Source organism: Prevotella sp. oral taxon 475, assembly GCF_018127805.1.
In the GTDB taxonomy this organism is placed as follows: domain Bacteria; phylum Bacteroidota; class Bacteroidia; order Bacteroidales; family Bacteroidaceae; genus Prevotella.
In genome coordinates, this window is sequence record NZ_CP072334.1 from 1,861,731 (window position 1) to 1,888,405 (window position 26,675).

The 26,675-nt window shown below is 51.3% G+C and carries 14 protein-coding genes; 8 read left to right on the top strand and 6 right to left on the bottom strand.

Features of this window, described 5'->3' with window-relative positions:
• Window positions 1-447: 447 nt before the first annotated feature.
• The 3 genes from clpB to sprA all read left to right on the top strand — a co-directional run bounded on the left by clpB (window position 448) and on the right by sprA (window position 11,485).
• On the top strand, window positions 448-3,045 hold the full coding sequence (clpB, locus tag J5A66_RS07400) for an ATP-dependent chaperone ClpB (protein WP_211790015.1): 2,598 nt from the start codon (window positions 448-450) through the stop codon (window positions 3,043-3,045).
• A gap of 270 nt (window positions 3,046-3,315) precedes the next feature.
• On the top strand, window positions 3,316-3,930 hold the full coding sequence (gene ruvA / locus J5A66_RS07405; protein ID WP_211790016.1) for a Holliday junction branch migration protein RuvA: 615 nt from the start codon (window positions 3,316-3,318) through the stop codon (window positions 3,928-3,930).
• A 70-nt stretch (window positions 3,931-4,000) separates the two neighbouring features.
• The gene (sprA, locus tag J5A66_RS07410) at window positions 4,001-11,485 is read left to right on the top strand and encodes a cell surface protein SprA (RefSeq protein ID WP_211791466.1); all 7,485 of its coding nucleotides are present in this window, start codon (window positions 4,001-4,003) and stop codon (window positions 11,483-11,485) included.
• Between the two features lie 222 nt (window positions 11,486-11,707).
• On the opposite strand, the gene J5A66_RS07415 is transcribed toward sprA, so the two are convergent.
• Window positions 11,708-14,389, bottom strand: coding sequence for a thiol protease/hemagglutinin PrtT (locus J5A66_RS07415; protein ID WP_211790017.1), 2,682 nt, complete (start codon window positions 14,387-14,389; stop codon window positions 11,708-11,710).
• Between the two features lie 392 nt (window positions 14,390-14,781).
• Between J5A66_RS07415 and J5A66_RS07420 the strand changes: the two genes are divergently transcribed.
• Genes J5A66_RS07420 through J5A66_RS07430 form a run of 3 tightly spaced genes read left to right on the top strand, consistent with a single transcriptional unit; the run spans window position 14,782 to window position 17,442 of the window.
• Window positions 14,782-15,600, top strand: coding sequence for an AAA family ATPase (locus J5A66_RS07420; RefSeq protein WP_211790018.1), 819 nt, complete (start codon window positions 14,782-14,784; stop codon window positions 15,598-15,600).
• 19 nt (window positions 15,601-15,619) lie between these two features.
• Complete coding sequence (locus tag J5A66_RS07425) at window positions 15,620-16,690, top strand: DUF4435 domain-containing protein (protein WP_211790019.1); 1,071 nt, start codon at window positions 15,620-15,622, stop codon at window positions 16,688-16,690.
• Window positions 16,691-16,695: 5 nt separating this feature from the next.
• A complete protein-coding gene (locus tag J5A66_RS07430) occupies window positions 16,696-17,442 on the top strand; it encodes a porin family protein (protein WP_211790020.1) in 747 nt (248 codons plus the stop codon).
• Window positions 17,443-17,510: 68 nt separating this feature from the next.
• Here J5A66_RS07430 and J5A66_RS07435 read toward each other — a convergent pair whose 3' ends face one another.
• The 5 genes from J5A66_RS07435 to J5A66_RS07455 form a co-directional block, all read right to left on the bottom strand.
• Complete coding sequence (locus J5A66_RS07435; RefSeq protein WP_211790021.1) at window positions 17,511-18,368, bottom strand: bifunctional UDP-sugar hydrolase/5'-nucleotidase; 858 nt, start codon at window positions 18,366-18,368, stop codon at window positions 17,511-17,513.
• Between the two features lie 4 nt (window positions 18,369-18,372).
• The gene (locus J5A66_RS07440; protein WP_211790022.1) at window positions 18,373-19,137 is read right to left on the bottom strand and encodes a 5'-nucleotidase C-terminal domain-containing protein; all 765 of its coding nucleotides are present in this window, start codon (window positions 19,135-19,137) and stop codon (window positions 18,373-18,375) included.
• Between the two features lie 426 nt (window positions 19,138-19,563).
• Window positions 19,564-23,808, bottom strand: a complete 4,245-nt coding sequence (locus J5A66_RS07445) for a discoidin domain-containing protein (protein WP_211790023.1) — start codon at window positions 23,806-23,808, stop codon at window positions 19,564-19,566.
• Between the two features lie 310 nt (window positions 23,809-24,118).
• Entirely contained in the window at window positions 24,119-24,604 is a 486-nt protein-coding gene (locus J5A66_RS07450; RefSeq protein ID WP_211790024.1) for an S-ribosylhomocysteine lyase, read from the bottom strand.
• A 54-nt stretch (window positions 24,605-24,658) separates the two neighbouring features.
• Complete coding sequence (locus tag J5A66_RS07455) at window positions 24,659-25,351, bottom strand: 5'-methylthioadenosine/adenosylhomocysteine nucleosidase (RefSeq protein WP_211790025.1); 693 nt, start codon at window positions 25,349-25,351, stop codon at window positions 24,659-24,661.
• A gap of 406 nt (window positions 25,352-25,757) precedes the next feature.
• On the opposite strand from J5A66_RS07455, the gene J5A66_RS10220 reads away from it, so the two are divergent.
• Together J5A66_RS10220 and J5A66_RS07460 are read left to right on the top strand one after the other, a co-directional pair.
• The gene (locus tag J5A66_RS10220) at window positions 25,758-25,889 is read left to right on the top strand and encodes a hypothetical protein (RefSeq protein WP_256438741.1); all 132 of its coding nucleotides are present in this window, start codon (window positions 25,758-25,760) and stop codon (window positions 25,887-25,889) included.
• 40 nt (window positions 25,890-25,929) lie between these two features.
• A complete protein-coding gene (locus tag J5A66_RS07460; protein ID WP_211790026.1) occupies window positions 25,930-26,175 on the top strand; it encodes a DUF5053 domain-containing protein in 246 nt (81 codons plus the stop codon).
• The last annotated feature ends 500 nt before the right edge of the window (window positions 26,176-26,675 follow it).

The following is a 26,675-nucleotide window of genomic DNA, read 5'->3' on the forward strand; positions in this document are numbered from 1 at the left end:
TTACGAATATATGGCAGATGACCTCCCGGTGTATGGCAGAGACCATTCCGATGCATGACAGACATTCCCCGATGTGCGAGAAACCACCTCTTGCGGTGTAAATGATGCTTGTGCACAAAACACCAAGTGCTCTTTCGCTAACAACCGCATAGCGGTTGGTCCGTTGGTAGAGCAGGGTTGGCGAGTGAAACGAGGCTACCCTGTTTAAGCGGTCCCCACCCATAACAACCCTAACGGGGTTGGTCTGTTTTTCATTGTTCGTTATTCTTTTCTCCTACAGCATAGTAGAACCGTTTGTTAGATGTGATGACAAAATGTCATATTAATAGGGCTGAGGTGTGCTAAAATGTCAGCATTTCGACTTGGGCATATCCTTTGAAGAGATAGGAATAGACCATAAAAATATATGGATAACAAACTGAATAATCAAGAAAGGAGAACCATACAATGAACTTCGACAAGTATACAATCAAAGCGCAAGAAACGGTCCAAGAGGCCGTGAACATTGCGCAACGGGCAGGCCAACAGAGCATCGAACCGGTGCACCTGCTCAAGGCCTTGCTTGAAAAGGCTGCCGATGTAACCAACTACATCTTCCAAAAGCTTGGCGTTAACGCCATGCAGGTAAGCACGTTGGTTAATTCGGAAGTAGAACATCTCCCGCGTGTAGCGGGCGGAAACCCCTACCTAAGTAACGAAGCCAACAACGTTTTGTTGAAGGCCGAAGACGTATCGAAGAGCCTTGGCGACGAGTTTGTCTCGGTTGAGCCGCTCTTCCTCGCTTTACTGGCCGTTAATTCGTCGGCCGCTCGCATACTGAAAGATGCGGGATGCACCGAAAAAGATGCGCGCGCTGCCATCGAGGCCCTACGGCAAGGGCAACAGGTGAAGTCGCAATCGGGCGACGAGAACTACCAATCGTTGGAGAAATACGCCAAGAACTTGGTGGAAGACGCTCGTAACGGCAAGTTAGACCCTGTTATCGGGCGCGACGACGAGATACGTCGCGTGTTGCAAATTCTTTCGCGCCGCACCAAGAACAACCCCATATTGATAGGCGAACCGGGCACGGGTAAGACCGCCATTGTTGAAGGTTTGGCTGAACGCATCGTGCGTGGCGACGTGCCGGAGAACCTGAAAGACAAGCAACTGTATTCGCTAGACATGGGCGCACTGGTTGCAGGGGCCAAGTATAAGGGCGAATTTGAAGAGCGACTGAAAAGTGTTATCAAGGAAGTGACCAACGCCGATGGGCAGATCATCCTCTTTATCGACGAAATTCACACGCTCGTTGGAGCTGGCGGAGGCGAAGGGGCGATGGATGCCGCCAACATTTTGAAACCCGCGTTGGCTCGTGGAGAACTCAGGGCCATAGGTGCCACCACGCTCAACGAGTATCAAAAGTACTTCGAAAAAGACAAAGCGCTGGAACGCCGCTTTCAAACCGTCATGGTAAACGAACCCGATGAGCTTAGCGCCATTTCTATTTTGCGCGGTATTAAGGAGCGTTACGAAAACCATCACAAGGTGCGTATACAGGACGACGCTTGTATTGCCGCCGTACAACTGTCTGAACGCTACATCTCCGACCGCTTTCTGCCCGACAAAGCCATCGACCTGATGGACGAGGCGGCAGCAAAACTGCGAATGGAACGCGACTCGGTGCCCGAAGAACTGGACGAAATAACCCGTCGCCTTAAACAGTTGGAGATTGAACGAGAGGCCATTAAGCGCGAAAACGATGAGCCCAAGATGGCGCAATTGGATAAGGATATAGCCGAATTGCGCGAACAAGAGAAGGCATTCAGGGCCAAATGGGAGAGCGAAAGGGCGCTGGTCAACAAGATTCAGCAAAACAAGCTGGAGATTGAACGCTTGAACCACGAGGCCGATAGGGCCGAACGCGAGGGCAATTACGAACGTGTGGCCGAAATTAGGTATGGCAAGCTGAAAGAGCTGGACAGCGACATCGAGCACATTAAGCAGCAACTGCAAGCCACGCAAGGCGGAGAAGGCATGGTGCGCGAGGAGGTGACGGCCGACGACATTGCCGAAGTGGTGAGCCGTTGGACGGGCATCCCCGTAACGCGGATGCTGCAAAGCGAGCGCGAAAAGCTGTTGCACCTCGAAGAAGAGCTGCATCGCCGCGTGATCGCACAAGACGAAGCCATCGCCGCAGTTAGCGATGCCGTGCGCAGAAGTCGTGCCGGTCTGCAAGACCCCAAACGTCCTATCGCCTCATTTATCTTCCTCGGCACAACGGGTGTTGGTAAAACGGAGTTGGCGAAGGCCTTGGCCGAATACCTCTTTAACGACGAATCGATGATGACACGCATCGACATGAGCGAGTATCAAGAAAAGTTCAGCGTGTCTAGGCTCATCGGTGCACCTCCGGGATATGTGGGTTACGACGAGGGCGGACAGTTGACCGAGGCCGTCAGACGTAAGCCTTACAGCGTGGTTCTTTTCGACGAGATTGAGAAAGCGCACCCCGACGTGTTCAACATCCTGCTACAAGTGCTCGACGACGGCCGCCTAACCGACAACAAGGGACGTACGGTGAACTTCAAAAACACCATCATCATCATAACGTCTAACCTTGGTTCGCAGTACATCCAGCAACAGTGCGTCCACCTCAGCGATGCCAATCGCGATGAGGTTTTAGCCGAAACGCGCCAAAAGGTAATGGACATGCTCAAACAAACCATACGTCCAGAGTTCCTCAATCGTATCGACGAAACCATCATGTTCCTGCCGCTCACCAAGCAAGAGATTGCCGAAGTGGTTCGCTTGCAGATGAACGGTGTGCGTAGAATGCTCGAGGGGCAGGGGTTCCACATCGAGGTGAGCGAGCGCGCCATTGAGGTGTTGGCCGACCTGGGTTACGATCCCGAGTTTGGTGCACGTCCCGTTAAGCGCGCCATCCAACGCTATGTGCTCAACGACCTCAGCAAGAAGATTCTTGCCGAAGAGGTTTCGCGCGACAAGCCCATCCTCATTGATGCCACGGACGGAGGGCAATTGAGCTTTAGGAGTAAGGAGTAAAGAAGTAAGAAGTAAGAAGTAAGGAGTTAAGGAGTGAAAGGGAGTGAAGACAAATGCTCCTGTATAGAATACGACGAAAACGGCGTCTCTGGACATTTCAGAGACGCCGTATTTGTTTCTGCAGCCGTTTCCCGCGGCGGGATTTCACCATTTGGGTCTCCGTGGTCATTCCCCGCGGCGGGGAATTCATCAGGGAGTCGTCCCCCCGATACAATAAATAGCGAGAGAGAACGTTGATGAAACGAAGACTCACTAAAAACAACCCATCCAATGATAGAATATATCAAAGGCGAACTCGTAGAACTCACGCCCGCACAGGCCATCATCGAAACCGGCGGCGTGGGCTACGCCTTGAGCATCTCGCTCAACACCTATACCGCCCTTCAAGGGCAGAAAACGGCAAAACTGCTCGTGCACGAAGCTCTTGTGGCCGGCGGACGGGACGACTCCTACACGCTCTATGGCTTTTCCACACAACAGGAACGACAGCTCTACCGGCTCCTCATCAGTGTCTCGGGCGTGGGGGCCAACTCGGCACGGATGATTCTCTCGGCCATGTCGACCACCGAACTCTGCAACGTCATCTCAGCCGGTAACGACCGGATGCTCAAAACCGTGAAAGGCATCGGAGCCAAAACGGCTCAACGCATCATCGTCGACCTCAAAGACAAAATCCTCGCCAGCGGCATTGCGCAGGAATTGCCCGCCACGGCAGGAGTTGCCGACAGCGTAGACAACAACGTCAAAGAGGAAGCCGTGGGCGCACTCACCATGCTCGGTTTCGCTCCGGCCGCATCGGCCAAAGTGGTGGTCGAGATCCTCACCGAACAACCTCAACTGCCCGTCGAACAGGTGGTGAAGATCGCACTCAAAAGAATCAAGTAACCAAACGTCCTACCGGGTGGCTCGTCTGCATCGCACAAAAAATATCACACTCCTGTGGCTCGTCGTTCTCATGGCGAGCTACACCTTTGCCATCCCCTCCCGGCAAAACAACCCAACACGTCGACCGGAAAAAACACCCGCAGACTCCCTCCAAATGGCCGACGAGGAAACAAAGGCCGACTCTGCAGCCACCAAAAACCGATGGAAAGTGCAACGCACGACGCCCATCTCCTATGCCGACCTGAAAGGGAAAACCGCAGACCTCAAACAACCCGACAACCTGCGCTCCTCCGTCGAATACAACGACACACTCAACCGATATATCATCGGTGCCAAAATCGGGTCTACCTACCTCGCCGCCCCCATCATGATGACTCCCGAGGAATACAGAACGTGGAGCGAACGGCAGGCCCGAAACCAATACTTCCGCACGAAGAACAACGAAATCTATCAAGCCAAGGGAAAAGAAAAATTCGACTTCACCGATATGCACTTCGACCTCGGACCGGCCGAGAAGATCTTCGGGCCCGGCGGCGTGCGCATCAAAACACAAGGTTCTGCCGAGATACGCTTTGGAGTCAACCTCAAAAACATCGATAATCCCTCCATCCCCATCCGCAACCGAAAAACCACGGCCATGGACTTCGATGAGAAAATCAATATCAACGTCAACGGTAAGGTGGGCGACAAGGTGAACATGAACCTCAACTATAACACCGATGCCACTTTCGACTTCGATGCCCAAAGCCTCAAACTCAAATACGACGGCAAGGAAGACGAAATCATCAAACTCGTCGAGGCCGGAAACGTCACCTTCCCCTCCAACTCGTCGCTGGTGAAGGGGGCCAGCTCGCTCTTCGGTCTACGCACCGACCTGCAGTTCGGTAAACTCAAAATGCAACTCGTAGCCTCGCAAAAGAAGTCGTCCTCCAAAAACGTCTCCTCGCGCGGCGGCGTGCAGCTCACACCCTTCGAAATCAACGTGGCCGACTATGAAGAAAACCGACACTTCTTTCTCTCCCATTATTTCCGCGATCGATACGATGCCTGGATGGCCTCCCTGCCCAATCTCATGAGTGGCATCTCCATCAACCGCGTGGAGATATGGGTGACCAACAAAACCGGAACCACCAACAATACCCGCAACATCATCGCCCTGACCGACCTGGGCGAAGTGAGCCACCTCTCCAACCCGCTCTGGAGCACATTCGGCACCGTTCCCTCCAATGGCGGAAACTCGGAATATTCGGCCATGACGACAACCTATTCCGCCGCCCGAGACATCGACAGAACCTCCTCGGTGCTCGACGCACTCAGCGGATTTGTGGGCGGAAGCGACTACGAAAAGCTCGAAAGTGCCCGATTGCTCTCTCCCTCGGAATACACCGTCAATACGGCCCTGGGATACGTTTCGCTAAAGAGTTCGTTGCAAACCGACCAAGTACTCGCTGTAGCCTATGAATACACCTACGGCGGCGTGACCTATCAAGTGGGCGAGTTTGCAGGCGACAACACCGATACCCGTCAGGCTCTGTTCGTGAAGTCGCTCAAAAACACCAGCAACAATCCTGCACAAGGCAACTGGAACCTCATGATGAAGAACGTCTATTACCTGGCCTCATCCGTAGAACGGGCAAAGTTCCGGCTCGACATCAAATACCTCAGCGACACTACCGGCGTCTATCTCAACTACATTCCGGAACAGCAGGTGAAAGACGAAATGCTCATCAAAATGTTAGGAGCCGACCGCCTGGACAATAACAATCGGGCACACGCCAACGGCTATTTCGACTTTGTCGAGGGCTATACCGTAGCCAACGGACGCGTCTTCATTCCCAAGGCAGAACCCTTTGGTTCCTATCTCTACAACTATCTTGTGGCCAAAGGCGTTCCGGCTACCGTAGCCCGCACCTACAGTTTTACCGAACTCTACAGCTCTACCAAAACCATTGCCAAGCAGATTGCCGAGAAGAATAAATACCTCCTGTCCGGACAATACCGCGGCACCAGTGCCAACGTCATCTCGCTCGGAGCCTACAACGTGCCGCAGGGCTCGGTCGTGGTTACAGCCGGAGGTGTAAGACTCACTGAGGGCGTAGACTATAGCGTAGACTATAATGCTGGTGAGGTGACCATCCTTAACCAAAGCATCATCGACGCAGGAACGGCGGTAAACGTCTCGCTGGAAAGCAATACCGATTATGGGCAACAACGCAAAACGATGTTCGGTCTGAACTGGGAATACGCTTTCTCAAAAGAATTCCAATTGAGCGGCACGTTGCAACATCTTTCCGAGCAAGCTCTCACCACTAAGGTGAACATGGGGGCCGAACCTCTGAACAATACGCTGTGGGGATTCAACGTCAACTGGAAGAAAGAAAGTCAATGGCTCACTCATCTGCTTGATAAGATACCTTTCTTGCATGTTAGTCAGCCCTCGCAAATCAGCTTTACGGGAGAGTTCGCCCAACTGATTGCCGGACAAGGCAAAGGAACACAAGACAATGCCTCCTATCTCGACGACTTCGAGACCACGAAAAGTGCTATCGACGTCAGCACGCCTACCTCGTGGACGCTGTCGAGTGTGCCGTCAATGTTCAGCGAATATAACGACAAATCGACATTGACGAGTGGCTATAACCGTAGTCGACTGGCATGGTACACCATCGATCCGCTGTTCACCCGTCGCAGCAGTTCGCTCACCCCAGCACACATCAAGGGCGACTTGCAACAACTCTCCAATCATTATGTGCGTGAGGTCCCTGTCCGCGAACTCTTTCCCAACCGAGACCAAAATAGTTATGGCGGTGTGTCTACGCTCTCAGTGCTCAACTTGGCTTATTATCCCAACGAGCGCGGTCCCTATAACTTCAATCCAGATCTCGGCCTCGATGGTACGCTCAACAATCCGACAAGACATTGGGGTGGAATGATGCGCAAACTCGATACCAACGATTTCGAGACAGCCAATATCGAGTATATAGAGTTCTGGCTGCTCGATCCCTTTATTTATACGAATAAGCAGAGCAATGCCAGCGACTACGGGGGCGACTTCTATATCAACCTTGGCGAAGTGAGCGAGGATATTCTCAAAGACGGGAAGAAGTTTTATGAGAGCGGAATGCCAGTAGACGGGTCGCAAAGCTTCACCACCACGCAGTGGGGAAAGATTCCTACGCAGGCCACTACCACTTATGCGTTTGCCACATCGAAAGGCTCACGTGTGTTGCAAGATGTGGGCTATAACGGACTCAACGATGAGGAGGAGCGTAATTTCTCACCTTATCAAACCTTTCTCACAACGGTTCAGACACGGGTGAGCCCTGCCGTGTTCGATTCGATCAAGGCCGACCCCGCCAATGATAACTATCATTATTTCCGCGGCTCGGACTACGACCGCTCTGCCGTCTCCATTCTGAACCGCTATAAGTACATTAATAACCCGCAGGGCAATTCGCCCGATAGCGATTCGCGCAGCGAGAGCTATGATACGTCGTACAAATCTACGCCCGATGTGGAAGATATCAATCAAGATTACACGCTCAACGAATATGAGAAATACTATCAATATCACGTCTCGCTTCGCCCGGCAGACATGGTGGTGGGCCGAAACTTTATCGTAGATAAGCGGGAGGCGGCGGCTTCTCTGCGCAATGGCACGAGCGAAAATGTCACTTGGTATCAGTTCCGCATTCCCGTAACAGAGTATGAGCGGCGATTTGGTAGTATTTCCGATTTCACCAGTATTCGTTTCATGCGCATGTTTCTCACGGGTTTCAAACATCCCATCGTGATGCGTTTTGGCGCACTCGACTTGGTAAGAGGTGAGTGGCGCACCTATGAACAGAACATTAGCAACACGGCCATGCAGACAGGAAAGATGGCTGTAAGTGCAGTTAGTTTTGAAGAGAATAGCGACAAGACACCGGTGAATTATATTCTCCCGCCGGGAATACGCCGCGGAGCCGACCCCACGCAGCCGCAGATGGTAGAAGACAATGAGCAGGCCTTAAGCATGGTCGTTACGAATCTGAGTCACGGCGAAGCAAAAGCGGTGTACAAGAATACTACTATCGATCTGCGTCAATACAAGCGGCTGCAAATGTTTGTACATGCAAATGCCCTGGAACCCAATGCTACGACGCTCACCGATGGTCAGCTGTCGGTATTTATAAGGTTGGGTAGCGATTATAAGAGCAACTATTACGAATACGATATTCCGCTGACCCTGACCGCTCCCAATAAATACAGCGATCGTTCGTATGCCGACAGTCGGTCGGTGTGGCCTGAAGAGAATATGCTCGATATTGCCCTGAATGTATTTACCTCGCTGAAGAAGGAGCGAAACAAAGCCAAAGCTGCTGGACTTGCATCGTACACGGTACCGTATAGTGCTTACGACAGCGACAAACCCAAAAACAAGATCACCATTATGGGAAATCCTACACTGGGCGAGGTGAGAACCTTGATTATCGGTGTAAGGAACAATGCAGGAACGCAAAAAAGTGGTGAGGTATGGGTGAACGAACTACGCTTGAAAGAATACGAGAATGAAGGCGGATGGGCGGCGCAGGGTAATCTGAACCTGCAGCTCTCGGATTTCGGAACTGTTAATCTGCAGGGCCAGTACATCTCCGAAGGTTTCGGTGGACTGGAAGATGGAGTCGCGCAGCGCAAAACCGATAATTTTAAAACTTATAGCGTTACGACGAGTCTTGAGTTGGGCAAATTTTTCCCCGAGAAGGCCAAGGTGTCTGCACCGCTCTACTACTCGATGACGAAAGAGGCCACGAGTCCAAAGTATAATCCGCTTGATACCGACTTGCGTTTGAAAGATGCGCTTGAAGCCGCAGCCGATAAGCAGGAACGCGATTCGATCAAGAGCATTGCCGTTACCCAAACCACGAGCACCAATTTCTCTCTGTCGAACTTCCGTGTGGGTATTCAAAACAAACGTCACCCCATGCCTTACGACCCGGCCAACTTCTCTATCTCTTACAGTCATGCTCACCGATTCTCCAGCGGCGAAACAACGGTCTACGAAAAGGAAGATAATTGGCGCGGAACGCTGAGTTACAATTGGACGCCGGTGTATCGCCCCCTCGAACCCTTCAGAAGAATGAAAGCGAAATCGAAGTGGCTCGACATCCTTAAACGATTCGGTCTCAACTGGTTGCCGCAAAACCTGGCCTTCAATTCAGAGATCAGCCGCAATTACTATGAGTTGCAAGAACGCGATATGGAGAGCACCGGTGGCAACAGACTCCCCGTCACGTTCAATTCGCAATTCCTTTGGAATCGCGACTTCTCCCTGCGTTGGGATCTCACCCGCAATCTACATATGAATTTCCAGAGTGCAACGCATGCCGAGATAGAGCAACCTTACACCGCTGTTAATAAAGACCTGTACCCCGATCGCTACCAGGCCTGGAAAGACTCGGTGTGGACCAGCATCAAACGTCTCGGTACGCCGCTCGACTACAACCAGTCGTTCACACTTTCCTATCAGCCACCGCTCAACCTATTGCCCATCTTCAATTGGGTGAACACCGATGCTACCTATAACGCCACTTACCGATGGGTGCGCGGCACTGCTATGGACGATGGCACATCGTTGGGTAATACCATTGTCAGCAATCGCGACTTGAATATCAACGGCACGTTCGACCTCGTGAAACTTTACAATCACGTTCCTTTCCTCCGCAAAACCAATGAACGGTTTAACCGCGAACCTAACTTCAATGAACACGACCGAAAACGGCAAGAACAACGCAATCTACAAAAGAAGAAGATCACTCGCGACGAAAAACGGGTGCAGGAACAACAGCAAGCTCTTCCCAAGAACCGCAACAGTTATGAACAGGAAGTAACGTTGCGTCCCGACACCGTTATCGACATTCATCACAACAAACACTCGCGCCGACTCCTTGTGACGGCACGCACCGAAGATGGTCGACTTTATCAGTTGCGCTACCGACGGCGCGGTACCGACCAAATACGCATCATCAATCGCGTGGATAGTGCTCTGAAGTTGAAAGTAACTGTCACGGCAAAAGAACCGCTCGAGAAATTGTCTTGGTACCAAACGGCACAAGCTGCTGCACGCGTACTGATGATGGTGCGGTCGATGAGTCTATCTTATCGCAACCAATACTCCCTGTCGTTGCCGGGCTTTATGCCCAACGTGGGCGATGCTTTCGGACAGATACGTCGCACCTCGGCACTTGCTCCTGGTCTCGATTTTGCCTTCGGACTAATAGACGACGACTATATTGGTCGTGCCCGCGACAGAGATTGGCTTCTGATGAACGACTCGGTGGCCACACCGGCTGCTACCTCGAAAACCGAAGATCTGCAATTGCGCATGACCTTGGAACCCCTACGTAATCTGAAGATCGATCTGCACGCGGCACGAACCCAAACCACCGCCCGTAGCATTCAATATATGTACGCCGGTACGCCCACCACCCAGAGTGGCACTTTCACGATGACCACCATCTCGTTGCGCAGCGCCTTCGAGGGTATCGGTTCGGCCAATACCGGCTACCGCAGTGCGTCGTTCTCCCGGTTCTGCGATGCTCTTCCTGTTTTCCGCAATCGCGTCGAGGCCCAGTACACTGGTGCACTCTATCCTGCTGGAACCGCACTGGCCGGCACACCATTCAATCCCGCCAACGGAACGGTGAGTTCTTACAGTGCCGACGTGATGATACCGGCCTTCCTCGACTCCTACACAGCTATGGGGGGGCAGTCGCTCAGCATCTTCCCCAGTCTGGCCCGACTGTTGCCTAACTGGACACTACGCTATAGCGGACTGTCCAAGCTACCCTGGCTCCGCAACCATTTCAAGAGCATCAATCTCAACCACGCTTATAAAAGCATCTATGCCATAGGCTCTTATTCTTCGTATAGCACCTTTGTGGAATACATGAACGGACTCGGTTTCATCACCGATGTCTCCACCGGTCGCCCTATCCCCAGCAGTCCCTACAACGTTTCTACAGTGAGCATCAACGAGGCCTTCTCGCCTCTATTGGGAGTGGATATGACATTCAATAACAACCTCACGGCCAAGGTGGAATATCGCAGTACGCGGGTGTTGAGCTTGAGTCTCACGAGTGTGCAGATCAACGAAGCCGTGAGCCGCGACTGGGTGGTGGGTTTGGCCTATCGCATCAACAACTTCCGCCTCTTTGGTCCCCACACTGCTCGCACCGTAAAGACGAAGAACCGAACCTCCGTAGCCTCTGCCACCCATACCACTTCCAAACCTAAGGCGTCTGCCAATGCCAACCACGACCTCAATATGCGGCTCGACCTGAGCTATCGCCGCCAGGCCAGCATCAGTCGCGACATCGCCACCCGCACGAGTGCTGCCAGCAGCGGTAATACAGCCTTCAAACTCAGTTTCTCGGCCGACTATACCCTCTCCCGATTGCTCACCATGAGCTTTTATTACGACCGTCAAACCAACACGCCTCTGCTCAGCAGCAACAGCTATCCCACTACCACGCAAGACTTTGGCCTCAGTCTCAAATTCTCGCTCACGCGATAATAAACCGGCCCAAACGCTTGTCCATCCCGAAAGATTGTGCAAATACTTTTCTTCCCTTCCACATAATCGAATAGAAGATAAACACGAATCCGGGTGTTGCTTTCTTATTTCGGTGGGCAGATAAGAGGGACCTGCCCTCATTAAGGCATACCTCATGCTGGGCAAACAAAGAAGTGGCCTCCCTGTTGGGAGGCCACTTCTTTGTTTGCGACTTCAGCCTTTCTACTCAGCATCTTGTTTAAGGAACCGATGCGTAGAGGTTTTTCCGTCGGCGACGATTCGCAAGAGGTAGACGCCGGGAGCGACATCGGAGATAGACAGGAGAAGCGAATCTTGACCGGGAGCTGTGCTGCGTTTTAAGAGTTGCCCGCTGACGTTGAAGAGATCCGCCTCGCGAAGATGCGTGCCCCGCACCTCTATCCGATGACCATCGTGAAGGACGACGGGGGAAGAAACAGCTTCCGTCTCACTGCCGGAGAGCGAGGAGATGCCGGTGGTATATCGACTGTCTTCGAAGGTGAGATAGAAGGGCGGCTGTTGTGCCGGCCAGAGGTCTTCGGTTGTGCCGGCAGTCTTACCCTGCAACACGAGTCGATAGCGGCGATTGTTGAGCACGGCGAAAGTGCTGGTCTTCACCCATGCGGTGATGATGTTGCTCTGTTCGTTGGAAGAGAGATGGTAGTCCTTTTGGAGCGTCGTGAGCGGAATGATTTGCCCGCTTTGTTCGTCCTCCAGCGAGAGCGACAGTTCGCCATTGAAACTACGCCCCTCGGCGATGGAGAAGAGGCAGCCGAACTTGAGCAGGCTGTTTTGCTTCAGATTGATGCCTGTGCCAGGGATGCCATCTCCGGCATTATCTTGAACGTAAGGAGTTACCTGGCGGATGGGCGATGTCTTCTCGGGCACGTCTACGGTGATATAGGCTGCCTCGAGGTTGTGGAAGTCTCTGACAGCATAGTGAGGAGCGGTAGCATCGTTCTCGGGGCTTTGTCCTTCGTCTTTGACGAGGGTGAGCTTGACGCGGTAGCGTTTGGGAGCGACGGTAGCTCCAACCTTTAGATTCAGCATGGCAGAAGTGGTGCCAAAGCTTTCGAAATCGAAAGAGCGACTGCGGGCTGAGGCCACTTCCACGTCGTTTTCATCAACGAGCGAGAGGCGCACAAAGGCATCCATTCCCACGCCGTAGAGATTTTTGATAGGCAGTGTCACTTTCACTTCGTCGCCGGGGGTGAGAAGTCTGCTCAGCTGTGGCTGACCGGCAAGTTGGAAAGCGTACGAGGCGGCACTGGCTTCGGTCACTCGAATCTGACTCTCGGAGAGCTGAAGTTCGATGTTGGGAGCCTTTTTCATTCGCACCCAAGTGCCCCACTGTCCGCCGGCAAGAGTGGCACACATCGGGACGAGGCGGTAACGACCTGCGGCGAGGGTTTGGAGGTCGACCTTGAGCGTTTGCACCTCGTCGACAAGTCCGCCCGATGGCATCTTCCCTTCGTTATAGAGTCCGAAACGCTGCTGGGTGAACCCGCCATTGTCGTGATCGTTAGAGGGGAAAACGTGAAGAAGCGTTCCCTGCTCGTCGAAGAGACCCACGCCGATGTCGCCCACAAAGACGTCGGAACTTTGATTGGTAAAACCGCTCATCTGCACCTCGATTTTGGAGGTTCGAGCAATAGGCCCGTCGCCGAAAGCCGGAACAAAACGTCCGCCAGCAGTGAAGGCGAGATTGGGATTCTCTTCCAACAGATCGGCATCTACGGGGTCGATGCCCGTTTTGTTGGGATGCGCGAGGATGGCCGTGAGCCGATAGCCAAAGGTGAGAGGCTTGCCGCCGAACTCATTTCCGGTTTGCGACAGATTCAGAGCTCGGAGCGAAAAGTAACCGTCGGCCGAACCGCCCCATCCGAAGTTCATGTGGAAGAGTCCGTCGCCATCAAATCCGTCGGTCACCCAGGCATGTCCCGAGCCTCGTTTGGGGTCGCCCGAGAGATAGACAGGAAATCCACTGAGCAGTTCTTTCCGCAGAATGTCGGTGAAACGGCCAATGCCCTCGTCGGCCTTCGTAACATAGGCAGCGGAATAGTCGAAATTATTTTTCAGCGCGCGATAGGCATTGATATTCTGCGAGCCGCTCGACGAGGGTGTGTACTGCATGAAAACGGCGATGCCCACATCGCTCATCAGCTGTGCCACGGCATTTTCTTGTGCGGCAGTGGCTCGAGGATAGATGCCTTTATAAGTGGGGAGCATATTGTCCCAGTCGTAGTGCGACTGACTGAAATCGGCACTCTTCATCGTCCCGTCGTAGGTCACCCGATAGCTATTCTGCCCCTTTCCTTGGGCCGGCCATTTGTGATAGTACATCAGTTGCGCCATAGCCGTGGCCACACAGCCGGTATAATCGTAGCCGGTCTTAAGATTGTAGGGAGCATCTTGGTTCCACTCACTCCGCAACATCGGAGCCACTCGTTGCCCTCCTCCTGCGGCTCGCGTAGCAGCAACGGTCTGCGCAGCGGGATGATTCTTAAGTTGGGCGAAACTTTCCCGATAGCCCTCCAAGAGAAACTGCACCCCGGGATGAGTATGGAGCGTATCAAGTCGGCCCGAGTGGCTATAGGCCAACACTTCACCCAGGGCATCATCGCCCGAGACGACAACGAATCCGCGTCCCTTAGCGTCGTTGAAAATATAAAACGGCTCGACGTCCGCGCTGCCCGTCACACTTCGGGTTCGGGGAGCCGTGTAGGCCTTTTTCTCGAGCGTAACGTATCTTTTGGCGATACCAAGGGCCTTGCGCGCCGAAATTTCTTTGCCCTCTGCAGGCATGATGGCTGCAAAGGCAAAAAGGAAAGCGGCAGCGGCCGATCGTAGGAAGATGTGTCGTGGGAATGAATTACTGTTTGTCATACCTTATATCATATATCGTTTTTAATTTACTATTATCGATTCTCTCTACGGCTCTTCTGTCAGAACCGACGGCAAAGGTACGAATAAAAATCCGTCGGGCAGCCTGTCAAGAGGAGAAAGTAGAGGTATGATGGAGTTTCGGCACCTGCCGAAAGCGCAAAAATGAGAGAAACAAGGCGGTGGCACCTGCCGAAAGCGTGAAAATGAGAGAAACAAGGCGGCGGCACCTGCCGAAAGCGCAAAAATGAGAAAGACAAGGCATTGGCACCTGCCGAAAGCGTGAAAATGAGAGAAACAAGGCGGCGGCACCTGCCGAAAGCGCAAAAATGGAAACAAACGTGATGGGGTCTGCAATTAAATGGCTACATTTGAACCAACAAAAAAATAACGCTATGCAGAAATACGCAGACTATATTGAAGAGATTGAAATCGACTCGTTGTGGAGCGGTAGAAAACATGTGAAATGGAAACTCAACCGGCAGGTGAACGTCCTGAGCGGTGTGAACGGTGTAGGGAAAAGTACGATTCTCAATAAGGTGGTCAAGTGTTTGCCTCAGGGCGGCGACTTTGTCAGCAACCTCCTCAAGGGCGTCCATCTGAAAGTTCAACCTACGGATGCAACACGCATTCGCTACGACGTGATTCGCTCGTTCGACCGCCCGCTCATCAACGCCGAACTGGTTTCGAAACTGGGTCTGGTGATCGCCACCGAACTCGACTTCCAAATCTTCCAGTTGCAACGCAAATACTTAGACTATCAAGTGGACATCGGTAATCGCATCATCCACGTTCTGCAAAGTGGCGCACCTGATGCCGCACAGCGAGCACAGGCCCTCAGCGAACCCAAAAAACGGTTTCAAGACCTCATCGACCGGCTTTTTGCCGACACCGGAAAGACCATCATCCGAACCGAAAACGAGGTGTGCTTCTCGCAAATCGGCGAAACCCTACGCCCCTACCAACTCTCCAGCGGTGAGAAACAACTGCTCGTCATCCTGATGACCGTGCTTGTGGAAGACTGCTTGCCCTACGTCCTCTTCATGGACGAACCTGAGGTGAGCATGCACATCGAGTGGCAAAAGCAGCTCATCGACCTCATCCTCCAACTCAATCCCAACGTTCAGATCATTCTCACCACTCACAGTCCGGCCCTGATCATGAACGGATGGATGGACAAGGTGACAGAGGTGTCGGACATCACCGTGAACTGAATCAACCCGGGCATACAAGATGGCAAAAAGATTGCAAGAACAGTTGTCGTCGGCCTACTTCCAGGCGGCCAACAAAATGACGTCAAAACGCATGCCGCGACGCATCGTGGCTTACGTGGAGAGTTATGACGACATTTATTTCTGGCGAACGGTGCTGGCCGGTTTTGAAAACAGCGATCGTTATTTCGAGGTGATGCTCCCCTCCCGGCAGGGGAGACTGGAACGCGGAAAGAAGGCTGCCCTGATGAGCCTGCTCGCCGAGAAGGTGGGCGAGAGCCTCATTGCCTGCGTCGATGCTGACTATGACTATTTTCTTCAAGGTGTCACGCCTTTGTCGTCGGCCATCCTCGACAATCCCTATGTCTTCCACACCTATGCCTATTCTATCGAGAATCTACAGTGCTATGCCCCCGGACTGCATGAGGTGTGCGTCGCCGTTACCCTCAACGACCGTTCTTTCTTCGATTTCATAGGCTTCCTCTCTCGCTTTTCCGAAATCATCTTCCCTCTCTTCGTTTGGAACATCTGGCACTATCGCACAGGACGACATCGCGAGTTCACCCTCACCGACTTCAACCGCGCAATAGAGCTCGGCCGATTTCCTCTACATCAATCCAAAGATGCCCTGTCACATCTGGCTCATAAGGTGGAACGAAAACTACAACAGCTCAAACGCCGACATCCGACCGCCGAGTCGATCTACAGCGAAGTGGAGGCCGATCTGCGCCGGTTGGGCCTCACTCCATCCACTACTTATCTCTACATCCAGGGACACCATCTCTTCGACACGGTTGTGCTTCCGTTGCTCACAAAGGTGTGCGACTGTCTTGTGCGCGACCGTGAAACAGAAATTCGCCGTTTATCCGTGCACGCCACCCAAATGCGCAACGAACTCTCGTCCTACAGTCATTGCTTGACGGACATTGTCCCGATGCTGAAAAAGAACAAGGTATACACCGACTCCAAACCCTTCCGCCAGATTTGCAAAGACGTGCAGCGATTTCTCGACAAATCGACCCAGACAAATCCTTCCTTCATGAGCTGTGAACATCCATCGGGCAATAAAGACGTAGAAAACACGTTGATATAAGCAGAATGAAGAAAGTTGCATCCATATTATTCTGCCTGCTGATAATTACAGGAACGACGGTGGCACAGGAACGGAAAGTGGAAAATCGACCTTACACCGACTTGCGACCTTTCCACTTCGGCGTGGTTGTCGGGGCACATGTGCAAGACGTGGAACTCATGAACGTCGGACCGCAACCTTTTACACGGGAAGACGGAACGGTGGTGACAACCCACATCGCTGCCGACCAAGACCGATACGACCTTGGCTTTACCGTTGGCGTACTGGGCGAGTTTCGCTTGAGCCGGCATTTCCAATTCCGCATTGCTCCCGCCATGTATTTCGGCAATCGACACCTCGTTTTCAAGAATCTTCTTGAGACCAACGCCGCTGGCCAACCCATCGAACAGCGGCAAGACCTGAAGACAGCTTATCTTTCGTCGGCTTTGAATCTGATTTTCGCTGCACCGCGTTTCAACAATCATCGCCCCTACGTCACGGTCGGGCTCAACCCCATGCTCAACCTCAGCGGTAGCGACCAGGCCATCCTTCGTTTCAAACGACACGATTTTTTTGCCGAAGTGGGCATCGGCTGCGATTTCTATCTACCTTACTTCAAACTGCGACCCGAGCTCAAGTTTATGTTCAGTCTCATCGACTGTCTCGACCCTCGGCATGCCGACCGCCAGAAAGACCGGAATCTCGTGCCCTACAGCCGATCCGTACGTCAAGCCACCGGCAAAATGATAGCCCTCTCGTTTTATTTCGAATAACAAACGAGAGGGCTATCAAGCAAGAAGAGATCTTATTGTTTTTCCGAAAACCTTTTCTCTTCAGAGCCTTATTCTTTCTTCCGGATTTTATTTTTCTCGAGGGTGAGTACGATTTTTCCCACGTAGATAGCATTTTTACCATTCTGGTCGTCAGGAACAAGGCGTCCGTCCAAGTCGGGTGCGTAGTGCAGTTCCTGAAAGAACGTGTGCGAATGGCCGCCTAAGACGAGGTCGATGTCGCGCGAGCCGGCAATCATCTTCTCGTCGTCATCGCCACCAATACCCCACCCTAAGTGCGAGATGCAAATCACGACATCGCATTTCTTCTCTCGCTTCAGCATCCGAGCCATCTGCAAAGCCGTATGGGCAGGATCGAGGTATCGAGCCGAACCGTAATTCTTGGTCAACACCAATCCCTCGAGTTGCGGGTCGATGCCGAAAACACCAATGCGAATGCCATTGCGGCGAAGGATGGTATAGGGCTTGACGATTCCCTCGAGAGGCGTACCGGTGAAGTCGTAGTTGGCGCAGAGGATAGGAAACTTGGCTCGCTTGAAGATGCGCGCCATATTCTCCATACCGAAATCGAACTCGTGATTGCCCACCGTACTGGCATCGCAACCCATACGATTCATCAACTCTATTTCCACATCTCCCTTAAAGAGCGTGTAGTAGGGCGACCCCTGCGAGAAGTCGCCGCTGTCGAAATACAGCAGATCGGGATGTTTTCGCCGCTCCTCTTTTATCATTTCCACCCGTCGCAGAAAACCACCCCGACCGGCAATAGCCGTATCGGCCAGGTTTTCGCTCAGTGGCATGATGCAGCTATGGGTGTCGTTGGTGTGAAGAATCACCAGTTGCTTTTTCGCCATCGCCCCGAGAGCAAATAGGCAAAGCAGGAGAGAGAGAATTTGTTTTCTTTTCATCGATCTATTCCATTGTTATTCGTCCTTCGATTTCGCCGCAGACGGGCACACCCTCTTTCATACACTCGCGAAAATAATTCATGATGAAATACCGCAAGTTGTTCTCTTCGGTTTGCGGCGAAACCAGGTCGGTGCCTTTTGTGAAAGCCGTCATCCCATCATTTCCTTGTACCACATAGTCGATGGTGGCAATGCGATACTGCGCCTTCGGATCGATAGGCTGTCCGTCGATGGTAGCGTTTCTGAGTTGTCCGTCTGCCGTGATGCGCATGCGCACACTGTGGCTCACACCTTCCCCGCCACGGTGTGCTATCTGTCGGAAAAGTTGGAGTACTTCTTCACCTGTGAGGCTTACGAAGCAGATTTTATTTTCAAATGGGGCCACGTTAAGCACATCTCCCACGGTGATGTCACCCTTTGTGAGGGAGGCACGCATACCGCCGATGTTGTAGACGGCGAAGTCGGGCTTCTCGCCGAACTGCTTACCGCCCCAAACGAGAATGTCGGTAAGGAGGTTGGAGAGTTTACTCTCAGGTCTGCCAGCCGACATGTTGCAGGCAGCCTGTCCGACAACGGGCATCATCAGGCTGTCTACCTTTTTTTTATAGGGGGCAAGAAACGCTTTGGCCGAAGAGTCTTCCGTGGCATCAAAACGTTTGTCGATTAAGATTCGGGTGCGTTCCATGCCAGTAATGGCATAGTGCGAGGTGCACGCTCCTGCTCCAAGCAGGATCAGCGGAAGAACCAAAAGGGGGGTTGTTTTTCTCATTCGTTTTCTACTGTATGTTTTTTCCTACGACATGTAGCCTTTCCTATCCGCTTCTGCTATGTCGTTGGACCTTACAAAGGTATGAAAAATGCGGAGAAACACAAAAAGGCCAGCCGCGATAGAACACGTTCTCGCTGTGCTTTTTGGGGCATTAAGCCTCCCGGAATGTTAAGAAACGGCAGTAAAAAGGTATCAAAAATCGTCTTCGTAATTCCTTGATAATCAGCACTCCGCAGAGGCGAAAAAGGAGATACGCAGAAAGTTTTGCCGAAAAGCGCATCTCGGTTGGGCGAGATTTAACAAATTTGTTACGGAAGGTTAATCATCAAGAGAATCGCAAGACCTCTGTTGCCCTCCTGCCAATTCATCGATAAAAAAAGAGAGCACACCTGCTCGGCATGCCCTCTTCTCGATGTTAAATCATCATTATCTAACCAAAACTTTCTTTGTTGTTCCGTCGGCCAACTTGATGATGTTGATTCCTTTCACCAAGGCGTTCACCTTGATACCGTCGATGGTATAAATACCGGTCACGGCGGCAGAACGATCGCTCTTCACGTTATCGATGCCTGTGGCCACAGCGGGCTTCATCGATATAGCCAAGATCGTGGGAACGTAGCCCGCATTGGTGCTGCGGAACTTGAGCGACTGAATCTTTCTGTTTCCGTCGACGGGCATCTTGTGCTCGAAGAGTCGGAATTCGTAACGACCGTCAATGTCGTCGGCCTTGAATCCGCCACCCTTTTCTTTCTTGATGCGACCCAATCCCCAGAGAGCTGTTCCGGTGCTGTTGCCAAACCAATCGTCTATATTGAAACGTTCGGTCGTTCCTTGCCCACCGTCGTCGTAGATCGGAATTGCCATCAAGCTACTCTCGCCATTCGTACTGGTGGCTAAGATATGGAGTTCTTCAGCATTCTGGGGCTGTTCAAACTCAAGCAATCCCCACGTGAATGTGGTTTTCAGAACCAGAGCATTGTTAGCGGTATAGTCGGCCAGCTGATATTCGTTGCCCGAGGTGGTGGTCACCACGCCCGTTTCGTCACTGATGGCACCTTTCTCCTGCACACCCGAAGTATAGAATACCCATCCTTGCTTGTCGAGCGTGCTGTTGGCATGCTCGTGGGCAGTCTTTGCTTCCACGATGACATCGGCATTCCAACCCTGTTTCACCTTAAGCGGAACAACGCTCGAAGTGGTTCCCTTGGCCTGTTCGAAAGCTTCTATCTCGGAAATCGAGGGGAAGAAGAAGGGATTGAGTGTAGAGACGATAGCCAGATATTTCGTTTTCCGGGCTTTCGGCAGGTAGTATTGCAGGGTGGAAACTTCTCCGAGGTCGTCGAAAGAGTGAACCGTTTCCCAGTCGACACCATTGTTGCTCACCATCACCTCAATCGTTTTGTTGACCAAACCTGCTACATCATTGTCGTTCTCGCCCCTGTTGTTATTGGGGATGCTGATCTTGATCTTCGAGAGATTCCACATGTCGGGAGCCTGGAACACAGCCCAGAAGTCTTGTTTGTGCTTGCACGAGGAGTTGATCACCTCCAAAGCCTCCTCAGTGGTGTTACCATCGGTGAGTTTGTGGGTGCGGAATATTTCGTAAGCAGCACCCGGCGAATAGTCGACAGCATACTTACGCAGTTCTGCTTCCATACCCGATAGAATGTTCTTAGCCGTTGGATCGTCTACAATCACCGAGATACTGCGCTCTTTCACGGCCCCACCGTTGTCGATGGTCACCTTGATCACCGACGTACCGACGGTGTTCGAAGCAGTCACGGGGAAGGTTATCGTGCCCGAGGCGGCATCGTCTGAGAGAGCACCGATGGTCACCTGACCTTTCATCACACTGGCTTTGCAGTTAAAGAGCGAGGAACGGATGTCGCCGTTCAGGTCGTACTTCACTGTGACGGTCTGTGTCTCGCCGGCATTGAGAATGAGTTGCTCGGGAGCCGTCATCGTCATGTTGCTGAAATCTGCGCCAAACACTTCGAATTCCCAGATTCTAAAGGTCATTCCTTCTTCCGAGTAGGGATTGAGTTTGACGTACCGCGCCCGCATGGGAGCGATGTTATCGGTCTTCACATTGTCGCGTTCGCGTCCGGTTTCATCTACGGCCGTAGTCCAGTTGACGCCATCTTCGCTCAGCATGATGCGGTATTTGTCGAAGTTCTCATTGTTCTCCGGACCAGCCTTGCAGTCGAAAATCTTGAAACCATAGATGCGATAAGAGCCCTGAAGGTCGATCACGCAGTTGTGATCCGTACCGATGCAGCACCATTTGCCCTCATAAGAATAAGGACTCTGCACGCCATCGATAATATTTTTGGGCGTTTCCTTCTCGTTGGTCGAAGCACTGAAGCTCTGTATCGACTTCTTCAAGGCCACGTTCTTCACTTGTTTGAATTCGGCCTCGTTCATCACGTCGCACACCGTTACTTCTTTAGAAGATGTACCCACGCTGTTGGTGGCCTCGATGGTCACCTTCTGTTGTCCTTCTTTCAGGGCCTTTACCGATATTTCGGGCGTGGTGAGCGAAGCAGAGCTGCCACCTACGGGTTCTAAAGACGAAGGAAGCTTCCACTTCCAAGCAGTGGGTTTGCCTGTTCCTTTAGCCGATAGCACAATCACATCGCCCACTTTAGCATATCCTTTACTGGTTTTTACGGTGATTGTCGGTGCGGTGAGTTTCGGATAGTCCACTTTCAGCACCTGCACATCCTTCTCCGTACCATCTTTCATCACTGGAACCACGCGCACGTTGACATATTCATCCGTCTCGTTTCGCGCGAATTTAGGCACATAGAAAGCTTCATCGCGTGTCTGTCCCACGAGTTTTTCGGTGCCATTTGCCGTTACGGTATAAACATCGAAGTGGTCAAGGTCGGCATTGTCTGCCCAATCCCAAGTAATACGCAGGTCGCCACCAGCCTCTAAAAGAGTTGTTTCGTTCTTCAGATTAGAGATTTCCATGGCCTTCGGTGCATAGTTGGCCGGCAGAAGGGCGAGTTCTCCCAATTGCAGTTTATAGTTCGACACTACACTGGCATTCTTGATGTTCAGAGCCACCATATAGATGGTTTTACCATTCACCTGTGTCAAGTCGTATTCGTCTACCGTCCATCCGTTAGACTCCGTTTTTGTAGCCCCCGAAAGAGTTACCATACCGTTGTTCACATCGCTTTCCGTGCCCAACCGCACCTCTACCGAGTTCTCCAAAGACGTTTTGTAGACCAGTCGCAGTTTACCACCATTGTCCACTTTGATTTGCGTTTTGTACAAACGAACAAGGTGTTCGCCGGGCTGAATGCTACCTTCTATCTTGATACTGTTACCAAAATTGTAAGCCTCATCCCAGTCGATGTAAGCGTCCAGACCGTCTTTCTGGCTGATCCACCATCTCCATGTGGGCATTACGCTTTGTACGCCGGAGTGGTACCAGTCCTGTTGATTTTTCTCTACGCCCTTGACGAAGCGTTTTTTACCGATTCCCACACAGAAAGATGTGATGAACGGCATGCTGCTGATGGCCGAACGCTCGATGAGGCAACCCGAAATACCGGGCCAGCCACCCCAACCACCAGACGGGTCGGCTTCTAACGAGGGGTCATGACTGCTGTTCACCCACACCGTAGCTTCGTTGTTGAAGGTACGAGTCATGGCTTGGTAGGCCTGTTCGCCTTGATTGTTTACCGTATTGAGAAGCGTTTTAACATTATCTTTCCAAATATGCTCCTCCGGACAGAACAAAGCGACCGACCCTACATGGCCATCTTTCTTGAAAACACTTCTCAACGTGCTTCCATAACCTGTGAGTCCCGCCATCACCGTTTCGATACCGCCATAGATTTTCTCCATGGTCTGCGCTTCGGTACAACCCAACTGCGAGGCATAAGACCGATAATCTTTCACCTGTCCGTAGTCGATGAACTGCGAAGTGTTTTTGTGAGTCTTCAGGATGGTAGAGTTCACGCCGACGAAAGCCTGATACCACTGTATTTCCATTTGAGGAAGACCTGCGGCATCGGCATATTCGTTGAATTCTTTGATAAACTGTTCCCACTCGGAAGTGCTTCCACCGCCGGTCTCTTCGTTGATGAACCAGCCGTCGAAGCCAAAATATTGAGCAATTTCAAACAGTTTTTTAGCGAAGATATACTTACCGTCTTTCTTCTCAAGCATCTGTCTCACCCACATTCTGTTGCCTCCATAGGCTGCGGGCGGGAAGAAAACTTGTCCCAACATCTTAACACCGCTTTGGTGTGCGGCATCTGTCGAACCGGCAGGAGGTGGGATAATAATGCCTTCCGAGGCCGAACCGGCCCAGTAGACCATTTTATCCATATACTGCCAGTAGGTGGGTTGATAGCCCACAAAGTTGTTAGCACCCTGCGATGGGCACAAACTACAGGTGGGAAAGAGGATAGATGCGTTAGTCACCTGCCCACCGTAGTGCTGGTTTTTGTTGGCCTTCATCGGCACTGGCTCTACAAACCGCTGAGCTAAAGGCACTCGGCTGCGGTTGAATTTGGCATTCGGATCGCTTTGGGGCGTCCAGTTTCTCACTTTGTCGGGATGCCAACAACCGCCATAGGGCTGCTGAGCATGCACCACACTTGTTAACAACAAGGATGCAAGAGTTAATCCTACGAGTTTAGTTAACTTCATAAGCGTTAATTATTTTAGTTATATTCTTAAGGTGATCGTTTAGGATCTTTGTCTCATTGGGTCGCTGCCTCTTGTCGTTCGGGCAGTTTCTCTACGGTGTTCTATATCTATAATCACCCGTCAAGGCAAAAACACTTAACCGGAAACAAGATTTTTTGGAAAAAGTTTTTATCCGCTTTGTCGGGAGGCGAAAAAGGAACGATCGGTCGATAGGTATTCCATGATAACAGGTATCTGCCGATAAGGCTGACCGATGGAGCCGTATGGGCAAATAGATAGGTTATATATAATAAGGTGTAACCCCCCTCTCCTACTCCTCTTGGGGATAAGAGAGGTGATCATCGGTGAGCCTATCGAGCACCTCGTCTACGAATTTACGTGCCTCGAGCCGAGCTCCCGCCAGATTATGCAGCAGATAATTGCCACAATCTTTGGGTGCAGCACCGGGAATTTCGCCCTCGAAGCGAGCCACGAAGTCGAACGTGCGGCGCATCAAGTCGACGATGTCGGCCGATTGCAGGTCGCCTTTCACCAAGAGATAGTTGCCCGTGAGGCAACCCATCGGGCCCCAATAGAGGATGCGATCGCTCCATTCGGGGTCGTTGCGCAGGAAGGTAGCCGCCAAATGCTCTATCGTATGGATGGCCCCTTGGTCGAGAATGGGTTCCCGATTGGGTTCTTTCATACGAATGTCGAAAGTGGTAACAACCTCGTTTCCTACGTAATCTTTCCGACTGACATAGATACCGCGCAATAAACGATTGTGATCAATGGTGAAACTTGGAATCTTTTTCATTGTATCTTCAAATAAAAAAATGTTTTGACGTTGCTGAATCGTTTCTTTTTTCTTTTACCATCGGGACAGGTTGGCCAGGAATTGGCTCACCACCCTGAACGAACCGTTGGCCATTCGCTCCCAGAAGTCGAAATATTGAGCCGCCTGATGGTCGTTGAGAGGTACGTCGCTGATGATGCGAAAACTGATAAAAGGGGTTTGATACAGGTGACAGACCTGCGCAATCGAGCAACTTTCCATATCAACAGCCTTAGCTTGAGGAAAGAGTTCCAGAATATGGCGCATCTTTTCCTTAGCGTCTACAAACCAATCGCCGCTAACGATGAGCCCCGAATGAAGAGTTGTGTCACCACCGCTTTGCAAAGCCGTTTCGATCAAGTGCTGTCCAGCCTCGAAACGGGCAGGAAGTCCCGGCAACTGGCCATATTCCAGTTCACTGCCGCAGTAGAGATCGTGATAGGCATAGACCGTTCCCACCACCACATCCAAAGGCTTCATCGCCGGATCGGCCCCTCCGGCAACACCCGTAGAGACGATGATGTCAGGCCGATAGCCGTCGATCATCTCCACGGCACCCACCGCACTGTTCACCTTTCCGATGCCGCACTGCTGCATCACCACCTCGTTCGGTCCGATACAGCCCAGCACCCATTCTTTGTTATGATGGTGCTGAATCTGTGGTTTTTCAAGCAAAGCGCGGAGCTGGGCCATCTCTTTGTCCATGGCCACGATGATTCCTATCTTCATTTTGTTTTTATTTTGATAGGGCAAAAATACGAAATTTCTCTCAACTTTTGGTCTTTTCCATCCCCCAATCTCCAAAACTCTTACCCCCTCCATCTCCCCTTAGCTTGTTCCTCTTGATCATTCTATTTGCAAAAGCTAAGAAAACGAACGACGAAAGCTAAGAAAACGGAGTGCAAAAGCTAAGAGAATGAGACATAAAAGCTAAGAGAAGGAAACGGCGTTTTGTAACTACCTTATTATCAACAACAAACGAAAGAGATGCAAGCCCTCTGTTTTCGCTTGACAACTACCCCTTTTGATGGACATCAAATATGAAAATAACCATTTGATGATTTTTATTTCTGCTTTATTTTCACAATACGCAAAAGGTTATTATCTTTGCCGTGTCAAATAGAAAGCACGAGTGATGCCATACACAGAAAAAGAAGATGAACTGATACAAGCCATCAGAAATTACAGAAGAGCCTATCCCAATGGTGAGAGAAACCTTGAAATCTACATCCTGGATTTGGTTTATGAACTGATGGAACAAGAGTAACCCCACCGCTCTCGTTTACGAGGGCACAATAAGAAACAATATGGAAGTAATTGTAAAACAGCAAAAAGCAACAGCCAGACAAGTCTTGGCAGATGTATATGAGGAAATCAACTGGGCATACTTGGCCAAGAATTACTTTGGCAAGTCTCGCTCATGGCTTTACCATAAGTTCAGCGGGATGAACAATGGAGTGACAGACGACTTCAGCGATGTGGACCGAGAGCGTCTTAAAAATTCACTACAAGATATTGCCGGGCGCATCATGCAAGCAGCAGAAAGGCTTTAATTCATCACTTTATACCTGACGAGGGGGTACATCCGAATGGCTGCTCCCCCTCTTTTTATTGATCATTCTATTTGCAAAAACTAAGAAAACGAACGACGAAAGCTAAGAAAACGGAGTGCAAAAGCTAAGAAAACGCGATGCAAAAGATCAGCTTTTGGAAGCCAACCTGTAAGCAATTGATTTCCAGACTCTTATAAATTCATTTCTCGATCCAGGAAAAACCGTAGAAAAAAGAGGCAGATGCAAACGTTTGCATCGAATGAGTTGTATTTTTAACGATAAAATAGCATCGTGTAACATAAAGAAAGTTACTTTTGCAATGCTAATGTTACATCAACAATCGACAACCTATAACAGAAGCAAACCTATTAAGACAACCGCCCTTCATGGGCTGACTCCCTCTTCATTTGGCTACGTGCCCATCCCGATCTACACAAAGAGAATCGTTATATGTACACGCACGCGCGAAGAAACAGAGGAAACCTAAATAGAGAAGATAA